This is a genomic window from Maribellus maritimus (assembly GCF_022267315.1).
GTDB lineage: Bacteria > Bacteroidota > Bacteroidia > Bacteroidales > Prolixibacteraceae > Draconibacterium > Draconibacterium maritimum.
The window spans coordinates 26,543-47,765 of record NZ_JAIKLE010000015.1; the positions used below are offsets into that span (position 1 = coordinate 26,543).

General features: G+C 38.7%; 11 protein-coding genes. 10 read left to right on the top strand and 1 reads right to left on the bottom strand.

What is annotated here, in order from left to right; all coding sequences use genetic code 11:
• The first annotated feature begins 1 nt into the window (after window position 1).
• From K5G00_RS14380 to K5G00_RS14400, 5 genes are all read left to right on the top strand, one after another.
• Window positions 2-1,492, top strand: a complete 1,491-nt coding sequence (locus K5G00_RS14380; protein WP_238766877.1) for a SusD/RagB family nutrient-binding outer membrane lipoprotein — start codon at window positions 2-4, stop codon at window positions 1,490-1,492.
• Between the two features lie 45 nt (window positions 1,493-1,537).
• Entirely contained in the window at window positions 1,538-2,476 is a 939-nt protein-coding gene (locus K5G00_RS14385) for a PKD domain-containing protein (protein ID WP_238766878.1), read from the top strand.
• A gap of 113 nt (window positions 2,477-2,589) precedes the next feature.
• Window positions 2,590-3,450 (top strand): DUF4861 family protein, encoded by an 861-nt coding sequence (locus K5G00_RS14390; protein ID WP_238766879.1) that lies wholly within the window; start codon window positions 2,590-2,592, stop codon window positions 3,448-3,450.
• Complete coding sequence (locus K5G00_RS14395) at window positions 3,437-5,383, top strand: hypothetical protein (protein ID WP_238766880.1); 1,947 nt, start codon at window positions 3,437-3,439, stop codon at window positions 5,381-5,383. The genes K5G00_RS14390 and K5G00_RS14395 overlap by 14 nt, the downstream gene beginning before the upstream one ends.
• A 111-nt stretch (window positions 5,384-5,494) precedes the next feature.
• Window positions 5,495-6,577: a glycoside hydrolase family 88/105 protein gene (locus tag K5G00_RS14400; protein ID WP_238766881.1), complete on the top strand. Its 1,083-nt coding sequence runs from the start codon at window positions 5,495-5,497 to the stop codon at window positions 6,575-6,577.
• Window positions 6,578-6,640: 63 nt separating this feature from the next.
• Here K5G00_RS14400 and K5G00_RS14405 read toward each other — a convergent pair whose 3' ends face one another.
• Window positions 6,641-10,606 (bottom strand): hybrid sensor histidine kinase/response regulator transcription factor, encoded by a 3,966-nt coding sequence (locus tag K5G00_RS14405; protein ID WP_238766882.1) that lies wholly within the window; start codon window positions 10,604-10,606, stop codon window positions 6,641-6,643.
• Between the two features lie 285 nt (window positions 10,607-10,891).
• Between K5G00_RS14405 and K5G00_RS14410 the strand changes: the two genes are divergently transcribed.
• The 5 genes from K5G00_RS14410 to K5G00_RS14430 all read left to right on the top strand — a co-directional run bounded on the left by K5G00_RS14410 (window position 10,892) and on the right by K5G00_RS14430 (window position 21,213).
• Window positions 10,892-14,101, top strand: coding sequence for a SusC/RagA family TonB-linked outer membrane protein (locus K5G00_RS14410; protein WP_238766883.1), 3,210 nt, complete (start codon window positions 10,892-10,894; stop codon window positions 14,099-14,101).
• An 11-nt stretch (window positions 14,102-14,112) separates the two neighbouring features.
• Window positions 14,113-15,858, top strand: a complete 1,746-nt coding sequence (locus K5G00_RS14415; RefSeq protein ID WP_238766884.1) for a RagB/SusD family nutrient uptake outer membrane protein — start codon at window positions 14,113-14,115, stop codon at window positions 15,856-15,858.
• Window positions 15,859-15,922: 64 nt separating this feature from the next.
• Window positions 15,923-17,341: an arylsulfatase gene (locus tag K5G00_RS14420; RefSeq protein WP_238766885.1), complete on the top strand. Its 1,419-nt coding sequence runs from the start codon at window positions 15,923-15,925 to the stop codon at window positions 17,339-17,341.
• A 234-nt stretch (window positions 17,342-17,575) separates the two neighbouring features.
• The gene (locus tag K5G00_RS14425; protein WP_238766886.1) at window positions 17,576-18,988 is read left to right on the top strand and encodes a sulfatase; all 1,413 of its coding nucleotides are present in this window, start codon (window positions 17,576-17,578) and stop codon (window positions 18,986-18,988) included.
• 38 nt (window positions 18,989-19,026) lie between these two features.
• Window positions 19,027-21,213: an alpha-galactosidase gene (locus K5G00_RS14430; RefSeq protein ID WP_238766887.1), complete on the top strand. Its 2,187-nt coding sequence runs from the start codon at window positions 19,027-19,029 to the stop codon at window positions 21,211-21,213.
• Window positions 21,214-21,223: the final 10 nt, after the last annotated feature.

A 21,223-nucleotide genomic window follows, 5' to 3' on the forward strand; every position in this document is an offset into this window, starting at 1 on the left:
AATGAAAAATATTAAATATATCATAACAAGATTCAGTGTTTTACTTCTCTTTTTAATGCACTGGGGATGTGAAAATTCATTGGTTGAAATGAATGAAAATCCAAACGCTGTTACCAGTATCGATGATAAATTCCTGTTTACCAGCGCTGTAAAATCTACCATTGAAGAAAGTCCGGGGTCATTCGATTTAAGGATGGGGTCTCAGTATTCTCACATGTATGTTTCTCCGGGTTTAGGACGTCAGGCCGACAGGTATGAAGATTATAACGACCCTGTGTACAATGCTACTTTAACGGGCAAGTTTACCGGTCCGATAAAATATATAAATGAAATAATACTGTTAAATGAAGACGAGGATGGGAATCCACATAATGAAGTAAAATTAGCTCTGGTTCATATTCTAAGTGTATGTAATTTTGCAAAGCTTACCGACTTATACGGGAGTATTCCATATACCGAAGGTGGCTGGGGAAGAAAAAATATCCTGTACCCGGCTTACGACTCACAAGAGTTTATTTACAACGACATGTTGGATAAGCTAAAAAGCAGCATCGATGTACTAAAATCAGCCAATCCTGAAGATGCTTATCCGGGTTTTGATCCTTTGTATGAAAACGACCTAAGTAAATGGGTGAGATTTGCCAATTCGTTACGGTTAAGATTGGCGATGAGGGCAAGATTTATCGATCCTACCAAATCAGCTCAGATAATTTCTGAATGTTTATCTAACCCGCTGATTGAAACCAATGAACAGAATGCCCAACTTCAGCATGATGGAGGAGATGTAGAAGAATTGAACAATCCCTGGTATAATTTATTTGTGGTAAAAGAAAAATGGAAAATGGGAGAACTGTTTGTCAACTGGTTAAAAATCACAAACGACCCGCGACTCCCCATTTTTGTGGAAGCCAATCAGAATGGAGAATACTACGGAATAAAGAATGGATTAACTGATCTTGATCACGGAAATGCTTTTAGTCAAAGTATGTACTGTTATCCGGCTGAAGCGCTATATGCGAAAGACAGGCCGTCGTATTTCCTTTGTGCGGACGAGGTGGCTTTTCTAAAAGCAGAGGCTGCACTGTTTGGCCTTGGAACAGGCGATGCAAATGCATTTTATCAGGAAGGAATTCAAAAGGCTATGGAAAAATGGAATGTACCACAAGACCAGATTACAACCTTTCTAACCAACGAAGCTGAAGCAATGTTAACCGGAAGTGATGAAGAAAAGTTTGAGCAAATTTCGACACAGGTTTGGATTGCTTTAATTCCAAATTTTGCTGAAATATTCAGCAATATGAGAAGAACGGATTATCCGGTAATTGAACAACGCGGAGAAGATATGGCCCGGGGAGTTACCGACGGTTATTTTCCAAAGAGGTTAATTTACGGAACCGATGAGTTAAGCACCAACCCCGAAAATGTTGCAAATGCAATTGCACAACAAGGGCCGAATAAAATTACTACTGCTCTTTGGTGGGATGTTAAATAACAAGCCCGTTTATACAAAAAAAAATAATTGAAGAAACGAAAAATTATGAAGAATATAATATCAACATACAAAATAGTCACTTTTGTATTCTTAATTGGCATTTTGGTATCATGTAAAGAAGAAGTGGAACCTCCCTTATTTGAATTTTACGGAACCTTGAATGAGTATGAATTAACTACGAAAGTCAAATCTGCAAATGTGGACACCTACCTTTGGGATTTTGGTGACGGAAATACTTCTACTGAAACGGAACCAATTCACACCTACGGAAGTGGCGGAGAATATACCGTAACATTAACGGTAAAGGGTCCGGGTGGCGAAAAAACAAAAGAAAAGTCATTTGAAGTTGCTATCCCAATTGAAGAGTTACTGGCTGGTGGTCCCGGCAATACTGAAGGAAAAACATGGGTATTAAGCAAAGGATATGTAGTGGGGGCTGATGGTTCTGGTAGTGTTAGCAACGACCTGAAAATTGAAAATTCATCGGTTGAAGAAGTACTTCGATTTTTTGGGCTAAAAGATGAATACGAAGATGAGTATACTTTTTATCCCGACGGAGCATATAAAATAGATTCTAAAAATGGCCTTATCCTGGCAGGTATTCTTTTTGGTGCAGCAACAGAAACCATTGCAGTTCCATCAAGTGACCTGAATACAGTTCCACTTTGCGCATCAACATTTACTCCGCCTGCAAGCGGTACGTGGACATTGGATTATGACGATTATACCGTTGATGTTTTTAATGTTTTTACGGGAGCCCAGGCACCGGAACAAGTTACTTTCAATTTTAATGAAAGTGACAACAAAGTGGCACGACTGGTTTTCTCAGAGGGGCATTTTATCGGTTTCCTGGATTTGTCGCCTCTGTTTATTATTAAAAAAGTAACTGCAAACGAACTTAATATTGCAATAGGTTTAGACGTTGTGGAACAACTTCCGTTTCACACTTCACTGTTTATTCATTTTACATTCATACCAAAATAAGTATAGGTTTAGGTTAAAAAAGGGAGCTCCCATAAAATAATTTTATAATGAAATTAATTGGGAGCAACTTTTTTATATTCAGTCAAGCAAAAAATAAATTTGAATATTATTTTATGAGAATATTTTCATCTGCCATAATGTTCTTTGTTATAATACAATGTGTTGCGCAAAACAAAACAGATGTGAGTCTTTATCTGAAAAAAGACAGGAATAACTATCTTACTCTTGTTGAATCAAAATCGGGAAATCTTTTTACTAAACTTGGACACCATGGACCGGCAATTGAAAATCAATGGCTGGGATTTCGTTTGTATTTCAATAAAAAAGCAGCAATAGATGTTTATTCGAAAGCTAAACCGGGACTGGAAATCCGGGAGAAAAAGTGGTATCCCTCCAAAAATGAGCAACGCAATGGTTGGGGAGCTGATTATTACAAAGTTGGAAAAACTGTTGGTTTAGGGGGAGTAAGACTTTGGGATGGCAAAAAAGTCGTCCCGCTTCATCCGGTTTCCTTACGTTCCGCCAGGGTTGAAAAAGGTGAGGACTCATCTTATATGGAAATGGTATCGGAAGGAGTTCGGTATAAAGGGGAGAAAGTTACTATTTTAGTCAGGGTGACTGTTTTTCCCGATAAGCGTGAAGCGACAGTTGAAGCGTCGTCGCAAACCGGTGAATCGGTTCAATTTGTTACCGGAATAAACTATTTTAAAAAACTTAAAGTAAAGAAAAGTGATAATTATATTGCAACGTGGGGAATTCATCCGGAAGATGTTGCTGCCGAACAAGTTGAAATTGGGGGAGCCATTCTTTTTGACAGCAGCGATTTCGAAAATGAAATTGATGACGGTAATCAATACCTGCTAATTTCTATACCAACAAAACAGATGGAAATTAGAATTACATCGGCAAATGCGCGTGAAGCTGAAATGAATTCTTTCGAAAAATTTGAACAATACTTAGATGAACAGAATTAACATGCCTAAGAAATTCAAAATCAAACATATATTTTTATTATTGCTTTTGATAGTTTCAATAACCATCGTTGTTGATTTAATCCGCATTTCAAATTATGAGCTCATCCCCATGAGGCCTGCGGAAAAAATTGATTTACAGCACAATGAAATACAGTATGAATTAGCAAATTGCGCGACCGAAATTAACTGGAATCGACTGGATGGCACACTGAAATACGTGAAAGGAGAATACGACTGTTCAGATTTTAGATTGGTCAACCTCATTCGTATTCTTTATGAAGTCGGCAACCAGATTCCGAAAGATTATAAAAACAAAATTGAAGATGTACTTTTTAATTTCCGATACTGGTGGGACGAGCCCGGCGAAAATTCAATGTGCTACTGGAGTGAGAATCATCAAATCCTGTTTGCTTCTGCCGAATATCTGATTGGGCAAAAATATCCTGACATTGTTTTCCCAAATAGTGGATTAACAGGAAAACAACACATGGAAAAAGCCAGAAAAAGGATACTCGACTGGCTGGAGATGCGCTGGAACTATGGTTTTATTGAATTTTATTCAGGCACTTATTATAAAGAAGATGTTGGTGCACTAATCAATCTCATAGATTTTGCAGAAGAAGAAATTTCAATAAAGTGCCGGATGATTATGGATTTGCTTTTTTACGATGTTGCCACACAAAATATAAATACCATGTTTGTTAGTGTGAGTGGCCGTGCATACAAAAATAATCGGACAGGTGGTCCCGGCTCAACACTGGGAAGATTAACAAATTATTTCTGGGGAGACGGTAAAGAAATAGGTCCGGGAATGATGTATGGAATGATGACCACACAAAAATATGATTTGCCACCGGTAATCGCAGAGATTGCAAAAGATTCGTCGGATGTAATTATCAGGCAGAGCAACGGACTTGATATTTCAGACCTAAAGAAAGAAGGCTATTACGGAACCGACACCAGAAGTATGATGATGCAGTGGGGAATGGAGGCTTTTACCAATCCGGAAGTTGTGAGAAATTCCATGAAGCACATTCGAAACTGTAGTATGTTTTCCAATGAATTTATAGGAGAGTTTAAAATATTGGATTTAAAAGTAATCGACTGGTTGCATCTGGAACCTTCATTAATCCGGTTGCTTAATCCTCAGCCCAATGGAGTTGCCATTCAAAAAGGAACTACTTACACCTACAAAACAAAAGATTACTCGATGTACACCGCGCAGAGTTATCATCCGGGAACTTACGGCGATCAGCAGCATATTTTTGGAATGAACATTAAAAATCATTTTAGCATCTTTCATACTCATCCCGCCATCGAAAAAGATGTAGAAAACCAATCGCCAAATTATTGGGTGGGTTACGGACATATTCCGCACGCTATGCAGGATAAAAATGTAAACCTCTCTATTTACAATATTCCGGAGAAAAAAGGAATGATGGAAATGGATTTGCTCGATTATACACGAGCTTATTTTCCTTCAGAAAAGTTTGATACGGCTTACATCGACCGAAATTATGTGTTTGGCAAAAAAGACGAAACCTACTGTGCATTTATTGGCGCCAATAATTTTGAATTCAGGGATAAGGCAAATGACGATGTCATTCAAAAAGGAAAACAAACATTTTGGATTACAGAAGCTGGGTCAAAAACCGAAGATGGTTCGTTTGAAGCTTTTGTAAAAAGGATTAAGAACAATAAAGTAAGTTTTTCTGCGGAAACACTGGAACTAAGTTATCAGTCGAATGGCAAAACCTACCAATTGAAATTTGGAGGAGACTTTATGATTGATGGCAATTTAGTAGATAAAAACTATAACCGCTATGATTCTCCTTACGCAAAAGCAGAAAAAAAAGACAAAACACTAATTTTTAGTTACAATGGGAAATCATTATTCCTTGATTTTGAGAACCTAATCAGAATCTACAAATAGAGAATATTATGAAACGAGCATGAATTTTAGCATTCTAAATTACACACAAGGGAATGATTAAATTCATCGGGAGTTCCATATGATACTTTATAAATAAACAATTTTAATCATATGAAAAAACAAATTATATCGGGGCTTTTAATTGTCATGGCATTAAGCGTATCAATTAGCCTTACCGTAAAAGCTCAAAATAGTAACAATCAAAACATTCAGGTTAAAACAGACCCGGTTGAAATTGGTAAAAGAATAACAGATCATGTGGCAAAAAAGAAATCGTACCGGTTTTATGCAATGGTTTGTACCTACTATGGTTCACTTATATTTGGCGATGCCACTGACGATAGCGAAATAACCCGGCAGATGGAAAAAGGAATTGAACCTTACGTAAATGGCAAACGCAATTACCGGAAAGGACATGTTGATTACAATGTGTTTGGAATCTGGCCATTTGAATTATACAGGCAAACAGGAAACGAAAAATATTTGCAGATTGGAAAAGAGTTGGCTGACCATGAATATAAAAATGTACGTAAAGACGGTTTAACATCCTACTCCCGCTTTTGGGTTGATGACATGTACATGGTTGGTTCTTTGCAGGTTCAGGCGTTTAAATCAACCAAAGAGCAAAAATATCTCGACCGTGCTGCTTCATTGTTAAAAATTTACTGCGACAGTCTTCAACGAGAGAATGGCTTGTTTTACCACCGGAAAGATGCGCCTTTCTTTTGGGGGCGTGGAAATGGCTGGGCTGCCGCTTCTTTAACCGAGGTATTGCTGGTTTTGCCCAAAACACATGAACATTATCTTCCGCTGTTAAAAGCATATCAAAAAATGATGTCGACACTAAAAAACTATCAGGAAAAAGACGGCATGTGGCACCAGTTGATCGATTATCCGGAAAGTTATGCAGAAACGTCTAGTTCGGGAATGTTTCTTTATGCCATGGCTTCAGGAATCGATAGCGGCTGGCTCCCTTTTGATGAGTATAAAGACAATGTTACAAAAGGCTGGGATGCATTGGCTGGTTATGTGAACAAAAAAGGAAAAACAAAAAACGTATGTATTGCCACCAATGCCAAAAACAGTGAAAAACATTACCTGAAACGTTGGAAATTAACCGGCGATTACCATGGGCAGGCTGCCGTTCTTTGGGCTGCAACTGCTATGGTAAAACTATTGGATAATTACAATTAACGATTAAAGATTTATTGAAATAATAGTGATGAGAGTTCAGGGTTTTTGTGAAACTTAAGCCAATCATTGCTCTCGGGAAGTCATTACAAGCCGGGCAGAATTTTGATATTCGTTGGGATTGACTCCAAATTTTTTGGCAAAAATAGCTCTGAAATATTTTGGTGTATTGAATCCAACGGTATAACAAACTTCGCTTACATTCATATCGCTGTTTTTTAACAAATCAGCTGCCCTTTGAAGCCTGAAGTCACGAATAAAATTCCCGGGACTCATTCCAATAATACCGTTTAATTTCCGGGTAAGATGCATGCGGCTTAAAGCAACATCTTTACTTAGTTGCTCTACGCTGTAATTACAATCGGCAATATTGGCTTCAATAGATTCCACAATCTTTCGCATCAGCAGGTTTTGAGGAGAATCCTGTTCAACATCTTTTGGTTTTGAAAGCAATTCCAATTTTAATTTTTCCCGCATCGTATCCCGTGTTTTAAAAATACTTTCCATTTGTGCTTTCAAATGTTCTTCCGAAAAAGGTTTTGTAAGGTAAGCGTCGGCTCCGTATTGTAAACCTTCAATTTTGTACTGATCTGTTGAGCGAGCTGAAACCAGAACTACAGGAATGTGGTTTGTTTTTACGGATTCTTTAAACATTTTGCATAGCGTTATCCCGTCCATATCCGGCATCATTATATCACAGATAATAATATCGGGCATGATTTCATTGGCAATTTGAAGGCCGTCTTTCCCGCAATATGCTTTGCTTACCATATATTCATCGCACAATATCTCTTCAAAATAAAAGCACATGTCTTTATTGTCGTCAATTACTAAAACGACAGGGAGATTTTCAGTGTTCTCGTCCTGATCCCCCAATTCTATTTCGATGTTAACATTTTGTATTGGCAAGAACAAGGTGAATTTGGAGCCTTTACCAATATCGCTTTGTACTTTCAGGTTCCCCTCCTGCAACCTGGCCAACTCAAGAGACAGATTCAGGCCAATACCCGACCCCAAATGTTTTGTGCTGCTAATTCCCTGGTAAAATCTTGTAAAAATATGGTTTTGCTCTTCAACACTTATACCGTTGCCGTTATCGCTTACCGAAATGCTTATTAATCGCTTGTCTTTAGTTTCATCTATTGCAACCTCAACATTTATTTCATTTTTAGTATGTTTTAGTGCATTGGACAGTAAGTTATAGATTATCTTTTCTGTCTTTTCAATATCAAAATCCAACATCAAAGATTTTATTTTCGATTCGAAATGGAAAACAATATCACTTTTTTCGCTGGCGTCTTTGAAGTTTACATAAATCGACCGGACAAACGAAACAATTTCCCTGTTCTTTTTTTCAACCTTAATGTTTTGTGTTTCAATTTTTCTGAAGTCAAGTATCTCATTTATCAGCGTAAGTAATTTTTCGGCATTTCGTTTTATTATTTCAATTGATTTTGATGTATCGCCGGCAGAAGATTTTTGTATTTTATTTGTCAATCCCAAAATAAGAGACAATGGAGTCCGCAATTCGTGTGAAATGTTGGTATAAAACCGCATACGTGTATTATACATATCCTTTTGCGCTTCATCTTTTAATTTATTTTTTAAAATAATTTGTTTTTGTTTTTGCGATTTCAGATAGAATAAGAGCAATACATAAATTATACCTGCAAGAACAACGGCATAAATTATATATCCCCAGATGGAAGCCCAAAAAGGTGGTGTAATTTCAATGGTAAGCGACAAAGGTTCCTGGTTCCATTTGCCGTTGTATGTCCGCCCTTTTATCAATAAAGAATAAGAACCCGGTGAAAGATTGGAGTAATTGATGGATGTATTTCCAATGGATGTATTCCACTTGTTGTCAAATCCTTCCAGGGTATATTTAAATTGATTTCGTTCAGGTTCAACGTATGAAAACAAACTGACATCGAAAGAAAAAGATTTAATCGAATAGGGCAGGGTAATTTTTTCTTTTTTAAAGATAGCTTTATCTAAAATGATACGATTATTATATTCGGTGCCAACATTAACCTCATCATTGTAAACTCTCATTCGGGTAATCGTCAACGGATATTGTTCTTTTGTTTGTTTTACATTTTCAGGGAAAAAGTAGTTTAGGCCATTGATTCCGCCAAAAAAGAGTTCTCCTTCTTTTGATTGTGCGTGTGCTCCTACCGAAAATTCGTTGCTTTGTAAACCATCTAAATAAGTGTAGTTTGTAAAGGATTCGGTTGCTGGATTAAATTTGGACAATCCGTTGTAGCTGCTAATCCACAGTTGACCGGATTTATCTTCATACATCCCAAAAACAATGTTGTCAGACAATCCGTTCTTGGTTGTAAAATGTTTAAATGTGCCGGTATTATAATCCGTTAATAGATTGATTCCTCTGCCCCAGGTGCCAAACCATAAGCGGCCTTTTGAATCTTCAAACATACACGAAATGTCGTTAAAATTAATGCTTGTAGAATCCCCCGCAATATGAGAAAACATTTTGAGTGATATTTCGCCATCTTTTACAACTACCTCTGCCACTCCTTTTTCCTGGAATCCAATCCAGAGTTTTGCATTTTTGTTTTTGCGGTATATAAATCTGCATTTATTCGAAATCCCAAATTTGTCGGTTCCGGATAAGCGGGCAGTAATTTTATCGTTTTTTAAAGCAAACAACCCGTTGGGAGAGCCGTACCAAAGAGTAGAGTCAAAATCCATAAAAAGTGTATTTACATAAGAATTGCTATTTCTTGTGGCAGAAGGTAAATGTTTGAATTGTCCGGTTTCTTTATTAAACCGGTAAAGTCCGTATGTGCCGCCAATCCATAAAAAATTTTTATCTGTACTTTGCTCAATGTCGTTAATGTAGAAGGTGTTTTTGTTTTTGTAATAAAACAATTTATTGTTTCTTCTGTCCCATAAATTAAGGACACCCTCTTTGGTTCCAATCCAAACCTTGTCATCGTTTTCTATGTATACCGATTTTACAACTTTGTCGCTCAACCCTGTATTTTTTGAGTAGGGATTTACCCGAAGTGTATTAAAAAGAGAATAATCTGACACAAATTTATTTACTCCTCCTGTAGCTGTTCCAATCCAAACTACTTTGGAAGAATCCTCGTAAATATATCTTATTTCATTGCTGCTGAGTGAGCCTGGATCGGAAGGATTGTGTGTAAACTGAATGATACCATTTCTGTCTTTGACAAATACACCGTTATCTTTTGTCCCAATCCATATTCTATCTTCTGAATCTTTAAATAAAGCCCTTATGTGCTGAATATTTTCTCCTTTATAAAGAATTTCCTCCTTTATATTTTTTTCCTTCTGAATATAAGTTAATCCATCTGCATCTGCAATATAATATCCATTGGTAGATGGGTCGTACCGGCAATAACTGGCTGTTGTTAGTATTATTGGACTAACCATGTTTTTTGACGCGTCGTATACCCACACGCCGCGATTGGTTGCTAAAATTAATTGATTGAGTAATATATTTTCAAGCACTTGATTAATACGTCCAATATTATAGTTGTTTTGTTGAATATCCTGGGCAATAAAATATTGTTTGGTTTCATCCAGCCTGCAAATCTGGTTATCTATTATCGCCCAGATTTGATTTTTCGAAGAGTGAAATATCTGGCTAACATCTCCAATGGGATCGTAATTGTTATTTCTTAGAACATCGTTGATTCCGACAAATTTATTGGAAGATATATTGTAATAACATAAGCCGGTATTTGCTCCAATCCATATATTATTCAGATCGTCCAGCTCCATCGTGTTGATTTTGTTATCTATTAATTGGTTATTTAATCCGGGAGTGTGCTTAAATTGTTTAATCCGGTAGCCGTCATACTGGTTCAATCCATTATTTGTAGCAAACCATATAAAACCATTTCTATCCTGAACAATTGAAGTGACATCGCTTTGGGTGAGCCCGTCTTCAATTTGAATTTTATCAAGGCGAAAATCATTGGCACGGTTAAGTAACGAACAAAATAGAATGAGTATTACAACAGCGTATTTCTTCATATTACAATTATAATATAATAAAATTTGTTATGAACCGTCGGGTAAATGTATGCATATATTTCATTCTATCTAAGCTCGTTATGCGAGATGTTATAAATGTACCCCATATCTGTTACATCGTTTCCGGGATGTAGCTTTCATATGTTTTAGTTTTGTTACCGTAATCAATAAGAGTTGTTTTTGTACCGAAACAAAAAAGATACAAAAACATAACGCGGATTGTATTTGCCGGATACAATCCGGGTTATTGTTCCGCTAAATAAAAGATTAAAAAAATAATTAATTATGAAAAAAAACGGAGAGATAAAATGCTTCAGGCAAAGTATAGGCAATACTTTGTATCGAAAGTTAAATCAACAGAATGTTTGGTATTTTATTGTATTCTTACTTCTATCAACGGGGCTTCATGCTGAAAATAATAGTTCATTACGCGCGAAAGCCTTTATTCAAAAAACAGAACAGATTGGGAAGAAGATCAGCGGAAAGATCGTTGATAAAAGTAATTTACCAATACCCGGTGTTTCTGTTTTGGTAAAAGGAACGACAATTGGAACAGTAACCGATTTTGATGGAAGTTTTTCTTTGTCAGGTGTTGGCGAAAATGCGATAGTTGTTTTTTCGTTTGTGGGAATGAAAACACAGGAGGTTCCTGCAACCGGAAAAACAATATTTGATGTTGTAATGGTGGAAGACGCAATCGGGCTAGATGAAGTAATTGCAGTTGGTTACGGAACACAAATAAAGCGTAAGGTAACCAGTGCAATTTCAACAATCAAAACCGACGAAGCACTGGAGGGAAGGCCAATTGTATCCGTTCAGCAAGGGCTTTCAGGGATGACTCCGGGATTGAATGTATTTCAATCAAACGGACGTCCCGGAAATTTTCCCGGATTAACGATCCGGGGAAACGGAAGCCCCATTGTTTTGGTCGACGGGTTTCAGTCTTCATTGGGCGATGTAGATCCCAACCAGGTAGCAGAAATTTCGGTTTTGAAGGATGCCTCTGCTGCGGCTGTTTATGGTTTGCAGGCTGCCAATGGGGTAATCCTTATAACAACCAAAGACGGACAAAAAAACAAACCCATTGAGTTTACTTATGGGATCCAGACGAGTGTACAGGGATATACAAAAATCCCGGAACTGGCCAATACAGTCGAATACATGCAACTTCGGAACAAGGCAGAGTTAAATGAACAACTTTATATTAACGGAATAGATCCGGAATCTGCAGAAACGTATTCATTGTTTAGTGAGGATGTTATTAGCCGGGCTATGAATGGTGAGTTTTTTGATACTCGTTGGTCCGATATTTTATATGGACAAAATGCTTCTCAAATTTCACAAAATCTTAGTTTAAGAGGGGGTACCGATAAAACGGTGTATTCGATGGCTTTGGGATATGTCGATCAGGATGGGGTAAATATTTCAGACCTTGATGGATTTAAACGTTACAATGTCCGTGTTAAACTTCAAACCGATGTAAATAAGTGGTTGACCATAGGCACGAACAGTGCATATTCACATCGCACTCAAATTACGGTTCCTATCGAAAATGGCCGCGGACTTCGTGCAGTTCCTTATTATCAGGTCAGAGATCATCTGGGATCAGGATTGTATGCTGTTGGCGATGGAGGGACTTCCGAAAATCCGGTATTAACTTCAAATAAAGGATCTTTCGATAAAAGTTTAAGAGATGCTTTTGAGATTCAGCTAAATGCAAAACTAAAATTATTTAAAGGATTAAGCTTTGAAGAAAATGTGGGAGTACGTATTATCAATTCAAACGGTAAAGACTGGACAAATGTGATAGATTATGCGTCGCTTGAATTCGATGGACAAACCGGAGAATATTCTTCTAATCCAATTTCTGTGGCACAGTCATCAGGAAGATCATTACGTTATTCCACAAGCCGTTTTCAGAGTATTACAACACAGTCGTTGTTACGGTATAACTGGTCAATCGACAACCATTCGGTAAAAGCGTTGCTGGGGTGGCAAACCGAAGAAAAGAAATCAGAAGGATTTAATACAAAACGGGAAGACTTTTTAAGTGATGCAGTTCTTAGTTTAGACGTTGGTGGTATAGAAACAGGATTAACAAACAATTCCGATGCTGGAGAATCAAGTAACCTTTCAGCACTCGGAAGAATAAATTACGATTATAAAGGGCGCTATCTTGTTGAGTTTTCATTTCGAAACGACTGGTCTTCTAATTTTGCAAAGGGCTTTAGAAGCGGATTTTTCCCTTCATTCTCGTTGGGTTGGAATGTTAAGGAAGAAGAATTTATGGCAGGTATTGAAAAAATTAGCTTGTTAAAACTACGAGGAGCATGGGGCGAAGTTGGCCTCGACAACGTTTCTGCGCTCTCCTTTATTCAGCGTGTTAATCAAAATAGTGGTTACCCCTGGTCAACCGGAATGGAACCGGGATTGGTAATTGCCAATTATGCCAGCCCTGAGTTAACATGGGAAACACATAAAAAAATAAATCTGGGAGCAGACATCGGATTGTATGATGGCAAAATAAGTGTTATTGCCGATGTGTTTAGAAACCGCATATATGATATTCTCGCCGATGTGCAAATAGCACAGGAATTTGGGCTACCTGCACCCAGTATAAACCGGCGCTCTCAGGAATACAAAGGTTGGGAATTGGTTGTAACCCACAAAAATAACATCGGGGATTTTAGATATACCGTTTCGCTTAATGCAACAAATGTCCGTTCGGAGTGGCTGTCGTTGGGCGGAGAAGAACCGAATTATGGTAGCAGTCTGAGAGAAGAGGGTTTTCCGGTTGGAATCGCTTACGGTTACCGGGCCGATGGATTGATAGCCAGCCAGGAAGAACTGGAAGAGTATGTAAGTACACACACTTTTGCTGGACCCAACGCATCATTGCTATATGTTGGTGCTCCTAAACTGGTCGATATTAGCGGACCTGATGGCACCCCCGATGGTCAGATTGATGCGACTTATGACCGCGAAATTATTGAGGATTTAAGAGGGAATTACCGTATAGGTGGACAGTTGGGGCTTGCTTATAAATCTTTTAGCTTTTCTGCCGTTGTCAGCGGGGTTCTCAACCGAACAATTTATGCAACCGGAGGACAGTCAAATCAACATTTTTCAGGTGGAGTAGGAAATGCTTTTGCCGTACATCTGGAAAGTTTCGATCCCGATAATCCGGACAGAGAAGCTGCTTATCCTTTGGTGCGGTCAGGTTTAATTAATTACGACAGATCCAGCTATTGGATGAGGAAAGCAAGTTATTTAAGGGTCAGAAATATGAATCTGAGTTACGCTGTTAATAAAAGATGGCTTCAAAAGACACGGTTCCTGAAAAAGGCAGATTTTTTTGTGTCGGTAGAGAACCCGTTTATTTTGTGGGATAACTTTTATGCCAGTGATTATGGCTGGGATCCGGAATTGGGAATAGGAGAGGTTGATTATCCATTACCCCGTACATTTACTTTTGGCGCAAATTTTACTTTCTAAATTGAATCAACATGAAAAAAAGTATTTTATATATAATAATATTCACATTCGCATTTACAGGTTGCGAAGAATTTCTGGACAAGGACCCATTGAATCAGTACTCTGTTTCAACAGTTTATACATCTGAGCAAGATATACGATTCGCATTAAACGGTTTATACCGTCAGTTGCAGGGATTTAACACAGGGGGAAATGTTAACCAAAGCGAATATATTTATTCCATGTGGACAGATAATGCTTATCACCGGGCAGGTGCGAACCAATCCTCAGATCTCGACTTTAGCCCAAGTAAAAAAGTTCTGGGCTACGATTGGCAAACGAGATACACAACCATAAGGGATGTAAACGAATTTTTAGCCCGGGCACCACAGGCCGAAGAAAATTTTTCCAATCCTGAATTGTACAATCGTTATATTGCTGAGGCTCGTTTTATTCGGGCGATGAATTATGCCCGCTTAAATTTTCTGTTTGGTGCTGTGCCGTTGCTGACAGAGCCAACTGAACCTGATTTTTTTCCAAAAAGGGCCACACGCGAAAAGGTTTTTGATTTCGTAAATTCTGAACTGGATGAAATCGCTGAAATATTACCTGAAACATATGAAGATGCCGGTGACGAAGTGCGAATAACAAGAGGGGCAGCATTGACGCTTAAAGCACGCCATTTGTTAAATGCAATTGACTGGTATCCCGATAAAGCATATTTATATACGGGTGCAGCAGAAGCTGCGGGCGAGGTTTATAACACCGGGATTTATAGTCTGGACCCCGGAGAAGAAGGTTATCAAATGTTGTTTACCCGCGAATCGGCCAACGGCGTGTCAAACGGGGCAATATTAACAATTAATTATAACCGCGATTTTAAGAGTCACAGTTACGAGCTTGCTATTTTGCCCAAGGGAGCATTTTCAGGAACCAGATCAAACAACAGTAACTATATTGGAGCAACCAATTCACTGATTGAAGCATACCAGGTAAAATCAAACGGACTGGCAATTTCAAATGCTGAATCGGGTTATGATCCTGCAAATCCATGGGAAAACAGAGATCCACGTTTAGATATTACGATTTTAAAAAGCGGAGATATTATTCCTGCTAAAGGAGGCGATGGAGTAAACGATTTGTATGTTTTTGATCCTCATCCAAAAAAAGATCCTACTGTAACATTGGAAAGCGGCGTTACCGTTGAATCCGTGAAAACGGATGATGTAAATAAAAACGGAATAAATAAAACAGGTTACAATTTTCAAAAATACATGGATTTTGATTTTATTGAACCCCAAAGCAGTGATATTCAGTATCACTTTATCCGTTTTGCCGAAGTTGTCCTAATGTATGCCGAAGCTGTTCTTGGGAAAGATCAAAATATCGGCCTTGCTATGTCTTTGGTTGATGAGATTCGCGAGCGTGTTGGTATGCCCAATGTAAGTACAAGCTATGGCGGCGTTGGAAGTGTTGACCAGGCGTTGGATATTATTCTACAGGAAAGAAGAATTGAATTCGCTCTCGAAGGCCCGCAACGTTTTTTCGACATCCGCAGGCATCGGCTGGGTGAACAACTGTTTTCTGAAACCAATGTATACGGAATACCGCTGGGAGACGGCAGGAATGCAAATGCAAATGTATTGGATGGCGACCTGGATGATTCTAAGAAAATTATAGTAGGAACGAGAACTTTTACTGCCGATCAGTATTATCTGTGGTCTATTCCACTTGATGCCATTGAGCAAAATCCCAATTTATCGGAAGATCCCGAATAACAAGAATTAGATACGGTCTTCTGATTTTTCTTTCGGAAGACTGTATTCCGCAAATTATTTTTGAATGAAAAACAAATTAATATTACTGATTTTTTTTATCGCTTTCTGTGCGAGTGTTGGCAAGACTGCACCAAATAAAAAGGGCACCAAACCCAACATCATCTATATTCTTGCCGACGATTTAGGGTATGGCGACTTGGGAACTTACGGACAAAAAGTAATAAAAACACCCAATATTGATAATCTTGCAAAGGAAGGCATGCAGTTTACGCAACATTATGCCGGGAGCACGGTGTGTGCACCCTCGCGCAGCACATTGTTAACCGGGCAACATACCGGGCATACATATGTTCGCTTTAATGGTGATTATCAGATGCGCCCGGATCCGGAGGATATTACCGTTGCGAGATATTTAAAAGAAGCCGGATATGCAACAGCAATGATTGGAAAATCGAGCACCGGCTGTTTAACAACTCCGGGACAACCCAACGAGAAAGGGTTTGACCTATTTTATGGCTATTTGGGGCACGGACAGGCACATGCTTATTTCCCCAAATATTTACACCGGAACAGAGAGCAGATTAACTTTCCCGGGAATGGGGGATCCGAGACATGGCGGGGAAAAATCTATAGCCCGGATTTAATGCTTGAAGAGGCTCTTAAATTTATAAAGGAAGAAAAAGATAAGCCTTTCTTTTTGTTTTATGCATCAACGCTTCCTCATGCGCAGATGTGGGCTCCCGAAGAGTTTGAAAAACCTTACAAAGGTAAATTTGAAGAAACGCCGTTTATGGGAAGAAAACCAGGAAGGAACCCTCATTATGGAGTAACATTGACACCAAATGCAACTACTGCCGCGATGATTTCAAGGCTCGACTGGGAAGTTGGAAAAATTTTAAAACAGCTTAAAGAAATGGGTATTGACGATAATACTGTTATCATGTTTTCAAGCGATAACGGGCCACATCAGGAAGGAGGAAGAAGCCCGGAATTTTTTAATAGCTCAGGCCCTTTCCGGGGTATCAAAAGAGATTTATATGAGGGCGGTATAAGAATGCCTTTTATTGTGAAATGGCCGGGGATAGTTGAACCGGGTGTAAAATCAGAACACATAAGTGCTTTTTGGGACATTTTACCAACATTAACAGACATTGCAGGAGCAAAAACACCAAAAGATATTGATGGAATCTCTTTTCTGCCAACTTTAAAAGGAAAACCTAAAAAGCAGAAGGAACACGAATATCTGTATTGGGAGTTTTATGAAAGAGGAGGCAAGCAAGCTGTGCGAAAAGGCAATTGGAAAGCGATAAAACAAAACGTATCAAAAAATCCCGGGACCGCGATTGAGTTATATGACCTAAACAAAGACCCCAAAGAGTTAAATAACCTTGCTGATGCTTATCCCGAAATCGTAAAAGAAATGGCTGAAATAATTAAAACAGCGCGTGTGGAATCGTCTTTGAAACCATTGTTTAAATATTAATTTTGAAGAAAACGGCATGGACAATAACTGGTATTTGAAAAGGTAGCTTTTTAGTTTAGTTTGGTTAAGCCAGTTGTTTCCGTGCTAAAATATAACGGGATGAAACGAGCATAATTTTATTAATCATTAAATCACAAAGGAGAATAATTTAGAAAATTATGCGAGAGCGAAGCGGTTTTATGAGTTTCAAATTTATAATTAACTCATTAACCGGCAATTATAAAATTTTAACAAATGAAAAAATTAAGTCTTTTAGTCCTTGTCTTAATCTTTGCCTGCGGAAGTAAATTACAGGCAGAAGAAAAACCCAATATCGTTTTTATATTAATCGACGATATGGGATGGAAAGATGTTGGATTTATGGGGTCGGAATATTATGAAACCCCCAACATCGATAAACTGGCAGATAACGGGATGCGCTTTACACAGGCTTATGCAAATGCTGCCAATTGTGCTCCAACACGTTCCTGTATTTTAAGCGGGCAATATACTCCACGTCACGGCGTGTATACGGTTGGAAATCCCAATCGCGGAAAAGCTCAGTCACGGCGGTTGCTGGCGTATGAAAACTCGTTGAGTATTTCGCTCGACAAAATTACCATTGCCGAAGCATTAAAGCCTGCTGGTTATGTGAGTGCCGCAATTGGAAAATGGCATGTCGGAAATACACCTCAGGAACAAGGCTTTGATTTTGGTATCGAACGCGATGAAATGGGGTACAAAGGCCATTTAAAAGAAGGAGCGGCTTACCTTGCCGATACTCTCACAGACATTGCAATTAATTTTATAGAAAAGAACAACCCAAAAGAAACAGGGAAGCCCTTTTTTGTTTATTTGGCACACCATTCAGTACATACTCCCATTCAGGCAAAAGAAGGTTACAGCAAAAAGTACGAAAAGAAAGAGGGAGTAGGATGTCAAAGTCAGGCGGAATATGCAGCTATGGTTCAGAGTGTTGATGAAAGTGTTGCCCGGATTAACAGCTCACTGGAAGAACTGGGTTTAAGCGAAAATACCATTCTGATATTCTTTTCGGATAACGGCGGCCACGGTACTTATACTTGTCAGAAGCCACTACGGGGAGGTAAAGGCATGTATTATGAAGGAGGAATCAGGGAACCGATGTTTGTTTACTGGCCCGGGACTGTTAAAGCAGGTACAAGCTGCGAGCAGCCCGTAATCAGTACCGATTTTTATCCTACTTTTTTAAAACTGGCAGGAGCTAAGCCTCCTCAAGATTACACGCTCGACGGCGTAGATATTACTCCTTTGTTCAGAGGAAAGAGTTCGCTAAAAAGGGATCCTTTATTCTGGTACTTTCCCGCATATTTGCAAGCTTACAGCGGGATGACTGATGAGTCCAGGGATCCGGCTTTTCGTACCCGTCCGGTGAGCGTTATCCGCGATGGCGACTGGAAACTCCTGCTCTTTCATGAAGAATGGAGCCTGGACGGCGGCAGAGAGAAAATTTCAACAAATAATTCGGTTGAATTATACAATCTTAAAACAGATATTGGCGAAACAACCAATCTTGCAAATATTGAAACAAAAAAACGGGATGAATTGATTGATAAATTATTCGGGTTGCAGGAAAAAACGGGAGCATCCATAGTTCATAATTCCAATCCGAAATATAAAAGTGAATAGGTTGATTCTTAGTAAAATATGCTAAAGTATTTACAGTAATGCAAAAAATCTTCATCGTTCTTTTTTTTCTTTTTATAGGTGCACAGATAAATGCACAGGTAATCCACATTGAGACAAAAAATACATCACTTGTTTTTAGTGTTTCAAAAAAAGGGAAAGTATATCAATCACATTATGGTGGGCATTTAAAGTCAATAAAAGGAATTGAAAAGATACAGTCGTATATAAGCGAAATATACCCCTCTTTCGGAAACGGAAGTTCCGACGAAGTGGCTGTTATTGTAACACATTCCGATGGAACAATGGCTACTGATTTGTTTTATCAGTCACATGAGCAGAAACTGTCTGATGGAGTTCAGGAAACCGTTGTTCACCTTAAGGACAAAAAACTTCCTTTCTTTGTCGATTTGTGTTTCCGCGCCTATCAGGAAGAAAATGTAATTGAACAAAATGTTGTAATTTCTCATCAGGAGAAAGGCGAAGTGCGTTTGGATCAGTTTGCTTCCTCTGCACTGGCGTTTAAAGCTGAAAGTTACTATCTGACACATTTTAACGGCAGTTGGGCCCGCGAGATGCACATAAGTGAGGAAAAATTAAGCAACGGAGTAAAAAGTATTGAAACCAGGCGGGGAGTGCGTACTACCGAATATGAAAATCCCTCATTTGTTATGGCTTTAAACCAGGCAGCGAGCGAAGACAATGGTGAGGTAATAATGGGAGCGCTTGCCTGGATGGGAAACTATAAACTGTCTTTTCAGGTCGACGACCAGGAAAGATGTCAGTTTATTGGAGGAATAAATCTTTTTGCATCCGCATATACGATTTCCGCCGGTGAGAAATTTGAAACTCCACGTATGATATTAACTTATAATTCAAGCGGTAAAAATCAGGCATCAATTAATCTGCACCGCTGGGCGCGAAAATACAATCTGCAGGATGGAAATGCCATCAGGCCGATTGTTTTAAACAGTTGGGAAGGTGCATATTTTAATTTCGATGCCGCTCGCTTAAAAGAAATGATGGATGGAGCGGCCGAGATGGGAGTGGAAATCTTTGTTTTGGATGATGGCTGGTTTGGAAATAAATATCCCCGCAATTCGGATAAAGCCGGGTTGGGTGACTGGCAGGTAAACCGGAAAAAACTTCCGGCAGGTATCGACAACCTGATTGATTACACAGAAAGAAAAGGGATGAAGTTTGGTATTTGGGTTGAACCCGAGATGGTAAATCCCAAAAGTGAATTGGCTGAAAATCACCCGGAATGGATCATTCAGCGAAAAAATAACCGCGAGCCGATATTAACGAGAAATCAGTTATTGTTAGATCTTGCAAATCCAAAAGTACAGGACTTTGTGTTTGGTATAATTGACAATTTGTTAAGTGAACATTCGCGTATCGCCTATATAAAATGGGATGCAAACCGGCATATTCAAAATTTTGGATCGACTTTTCTTGATGACGATAAACAATCGCATTTATGGATTGACTATTCACGCGGACTGGAGTCCGTATTTTTTCGTTTGCAGGAAAAATATCCCGGAATAATTTTTCAGGCTTGTTCTTCCGGTGGCGGGCGAGTCGATTTTTCTTCGATGAAATATACACACGAATTTTGGGCAAGCGACGATACCGATCCTTACGAGCGTTTATTTATTCAATGGGGAACAAACCATATTTACCCGCCAATTGCAACCGCGGCCCATGTTACCAAATCTCCTAACCATCAAACCGGGCGTGAGACTTCATTAAAGTTCAGGTTTGATGTCGCTTTCGGCGGCAGACTCGGCATGGAATTGCGACCGGATGATTTGGAACCGGAGCAGGTAGATTATGCAAAATCAGCCATAAAACTTTACAAGGAAATCAGGCCGGTTATTCAGTTTGGAGATCTGTATCGTTTGCAATCGCCTTATGATAGCGATGGTTTTGCTTCAATCAACTATGTATTGCCCGATAAATCGGAAGCAATTTTAATGGTTTACAGTCACGAATTCCACCGGCGTATGGAAAGAGCGGTCGTAAAAATGAAAGGCCTGGATGAGGATGCTTTATATAAAATTACGGAACTGAATAAAGCGGCAAAAAGACCACATATTGTTTTTGATAACCAAATAATTTCAGGTTCGGTTTTAATGAATACCGGTTTTAAAGTTAACCTGAAAAAACCACTGGAAAGTGCCGTTTTTAAAGTCGAAAAGGTGACTGGGGAATCGTCTGCTAATTAGAATAGTTTTT

What these genes read in the sequence shown, in the direction of transcription:
- K5G00_RS14420 (WP_238766885.1), top strand. Translation starts at nt 15,923, where the DNA reads ATGAAAAACAAATTAATATTACTGATTTTTTTTATCGCTTTCTGTGCG.
- K5G00_RS14385 (WP_238766878.1), top strand. Translation starts at nt 1,538, where the DNA reads ATGAAGAATATAATATCAACATACAAAATAGTCACTTTTGTATTCTTA.
- K5G00_RS14390 (WP_238766879.1), top strand. Translation starts at nt 2,590, where the DNA reads ATGAGAATATTTTCATCTGCCATAATGTTCTTTGTTATAATACAATGT.
- K5G00_RS14395 (WP_238766880.1), top strand. Translation starts at nt 3,437, where the DNA reads ATGAACAGAATTAACATGCCTAAGAAATTCAAAATCAAACATATATTT.
- K5G00_RS14405 (WP_238766882.1), bottom strand. Translation starts at nt 10,606, where the DNA reads ATGAAGAAATACGCTGTTGTAATACTCATTCTATTTTGTTCGTTACTT.
- K5G00_RS14380 (WP_238766877.1), top strand. Translation starts at nt 2, where the DNA reads ATGAAAAATATTAAATATATCATAACAAGATTCAGTGTTTTACTTCTC.
- K5G00_RS14430 (WP_238766887.1), top strand. Translation starts at nt 19,027, where the DNA reads ATGCAAAAAATCTTCATCGTTCTTTTTTTTCTTTTTATAGGTGCACAG.
- K5G00_RS14410 (WP_238766883.1), top strand. Translation starts at nt 10,892, where the DNA reads ATGAAAAAAAACGGAGAGATAAAATGCTTCAGGCAAAGTATAGGCAAT.
- K5G00_RS14415 (WP_238766884.1), top strand. Translation starts at nt 14,113, where the DNA reads ATGAAAAAAAGTATTTTATATATAATAATATTCACATTCGCATTTACA.
- K5G00_RS14400 (WP_238766881.1), top strand. Translation starts at nt 5,495, where the DNA reads ATGAAAAAACAAATTATATCGGGGCTTTTAATTGTCATGGCATTAAGC.
- K5G00_RS14425 (WP_238766886.1), top strand. Translation starts at nt 17,576, where the DNA reads ATGAAAAAATTAAGTCTTTTAGTCCTTGTCTTAATCTTTGCCTGCGGA.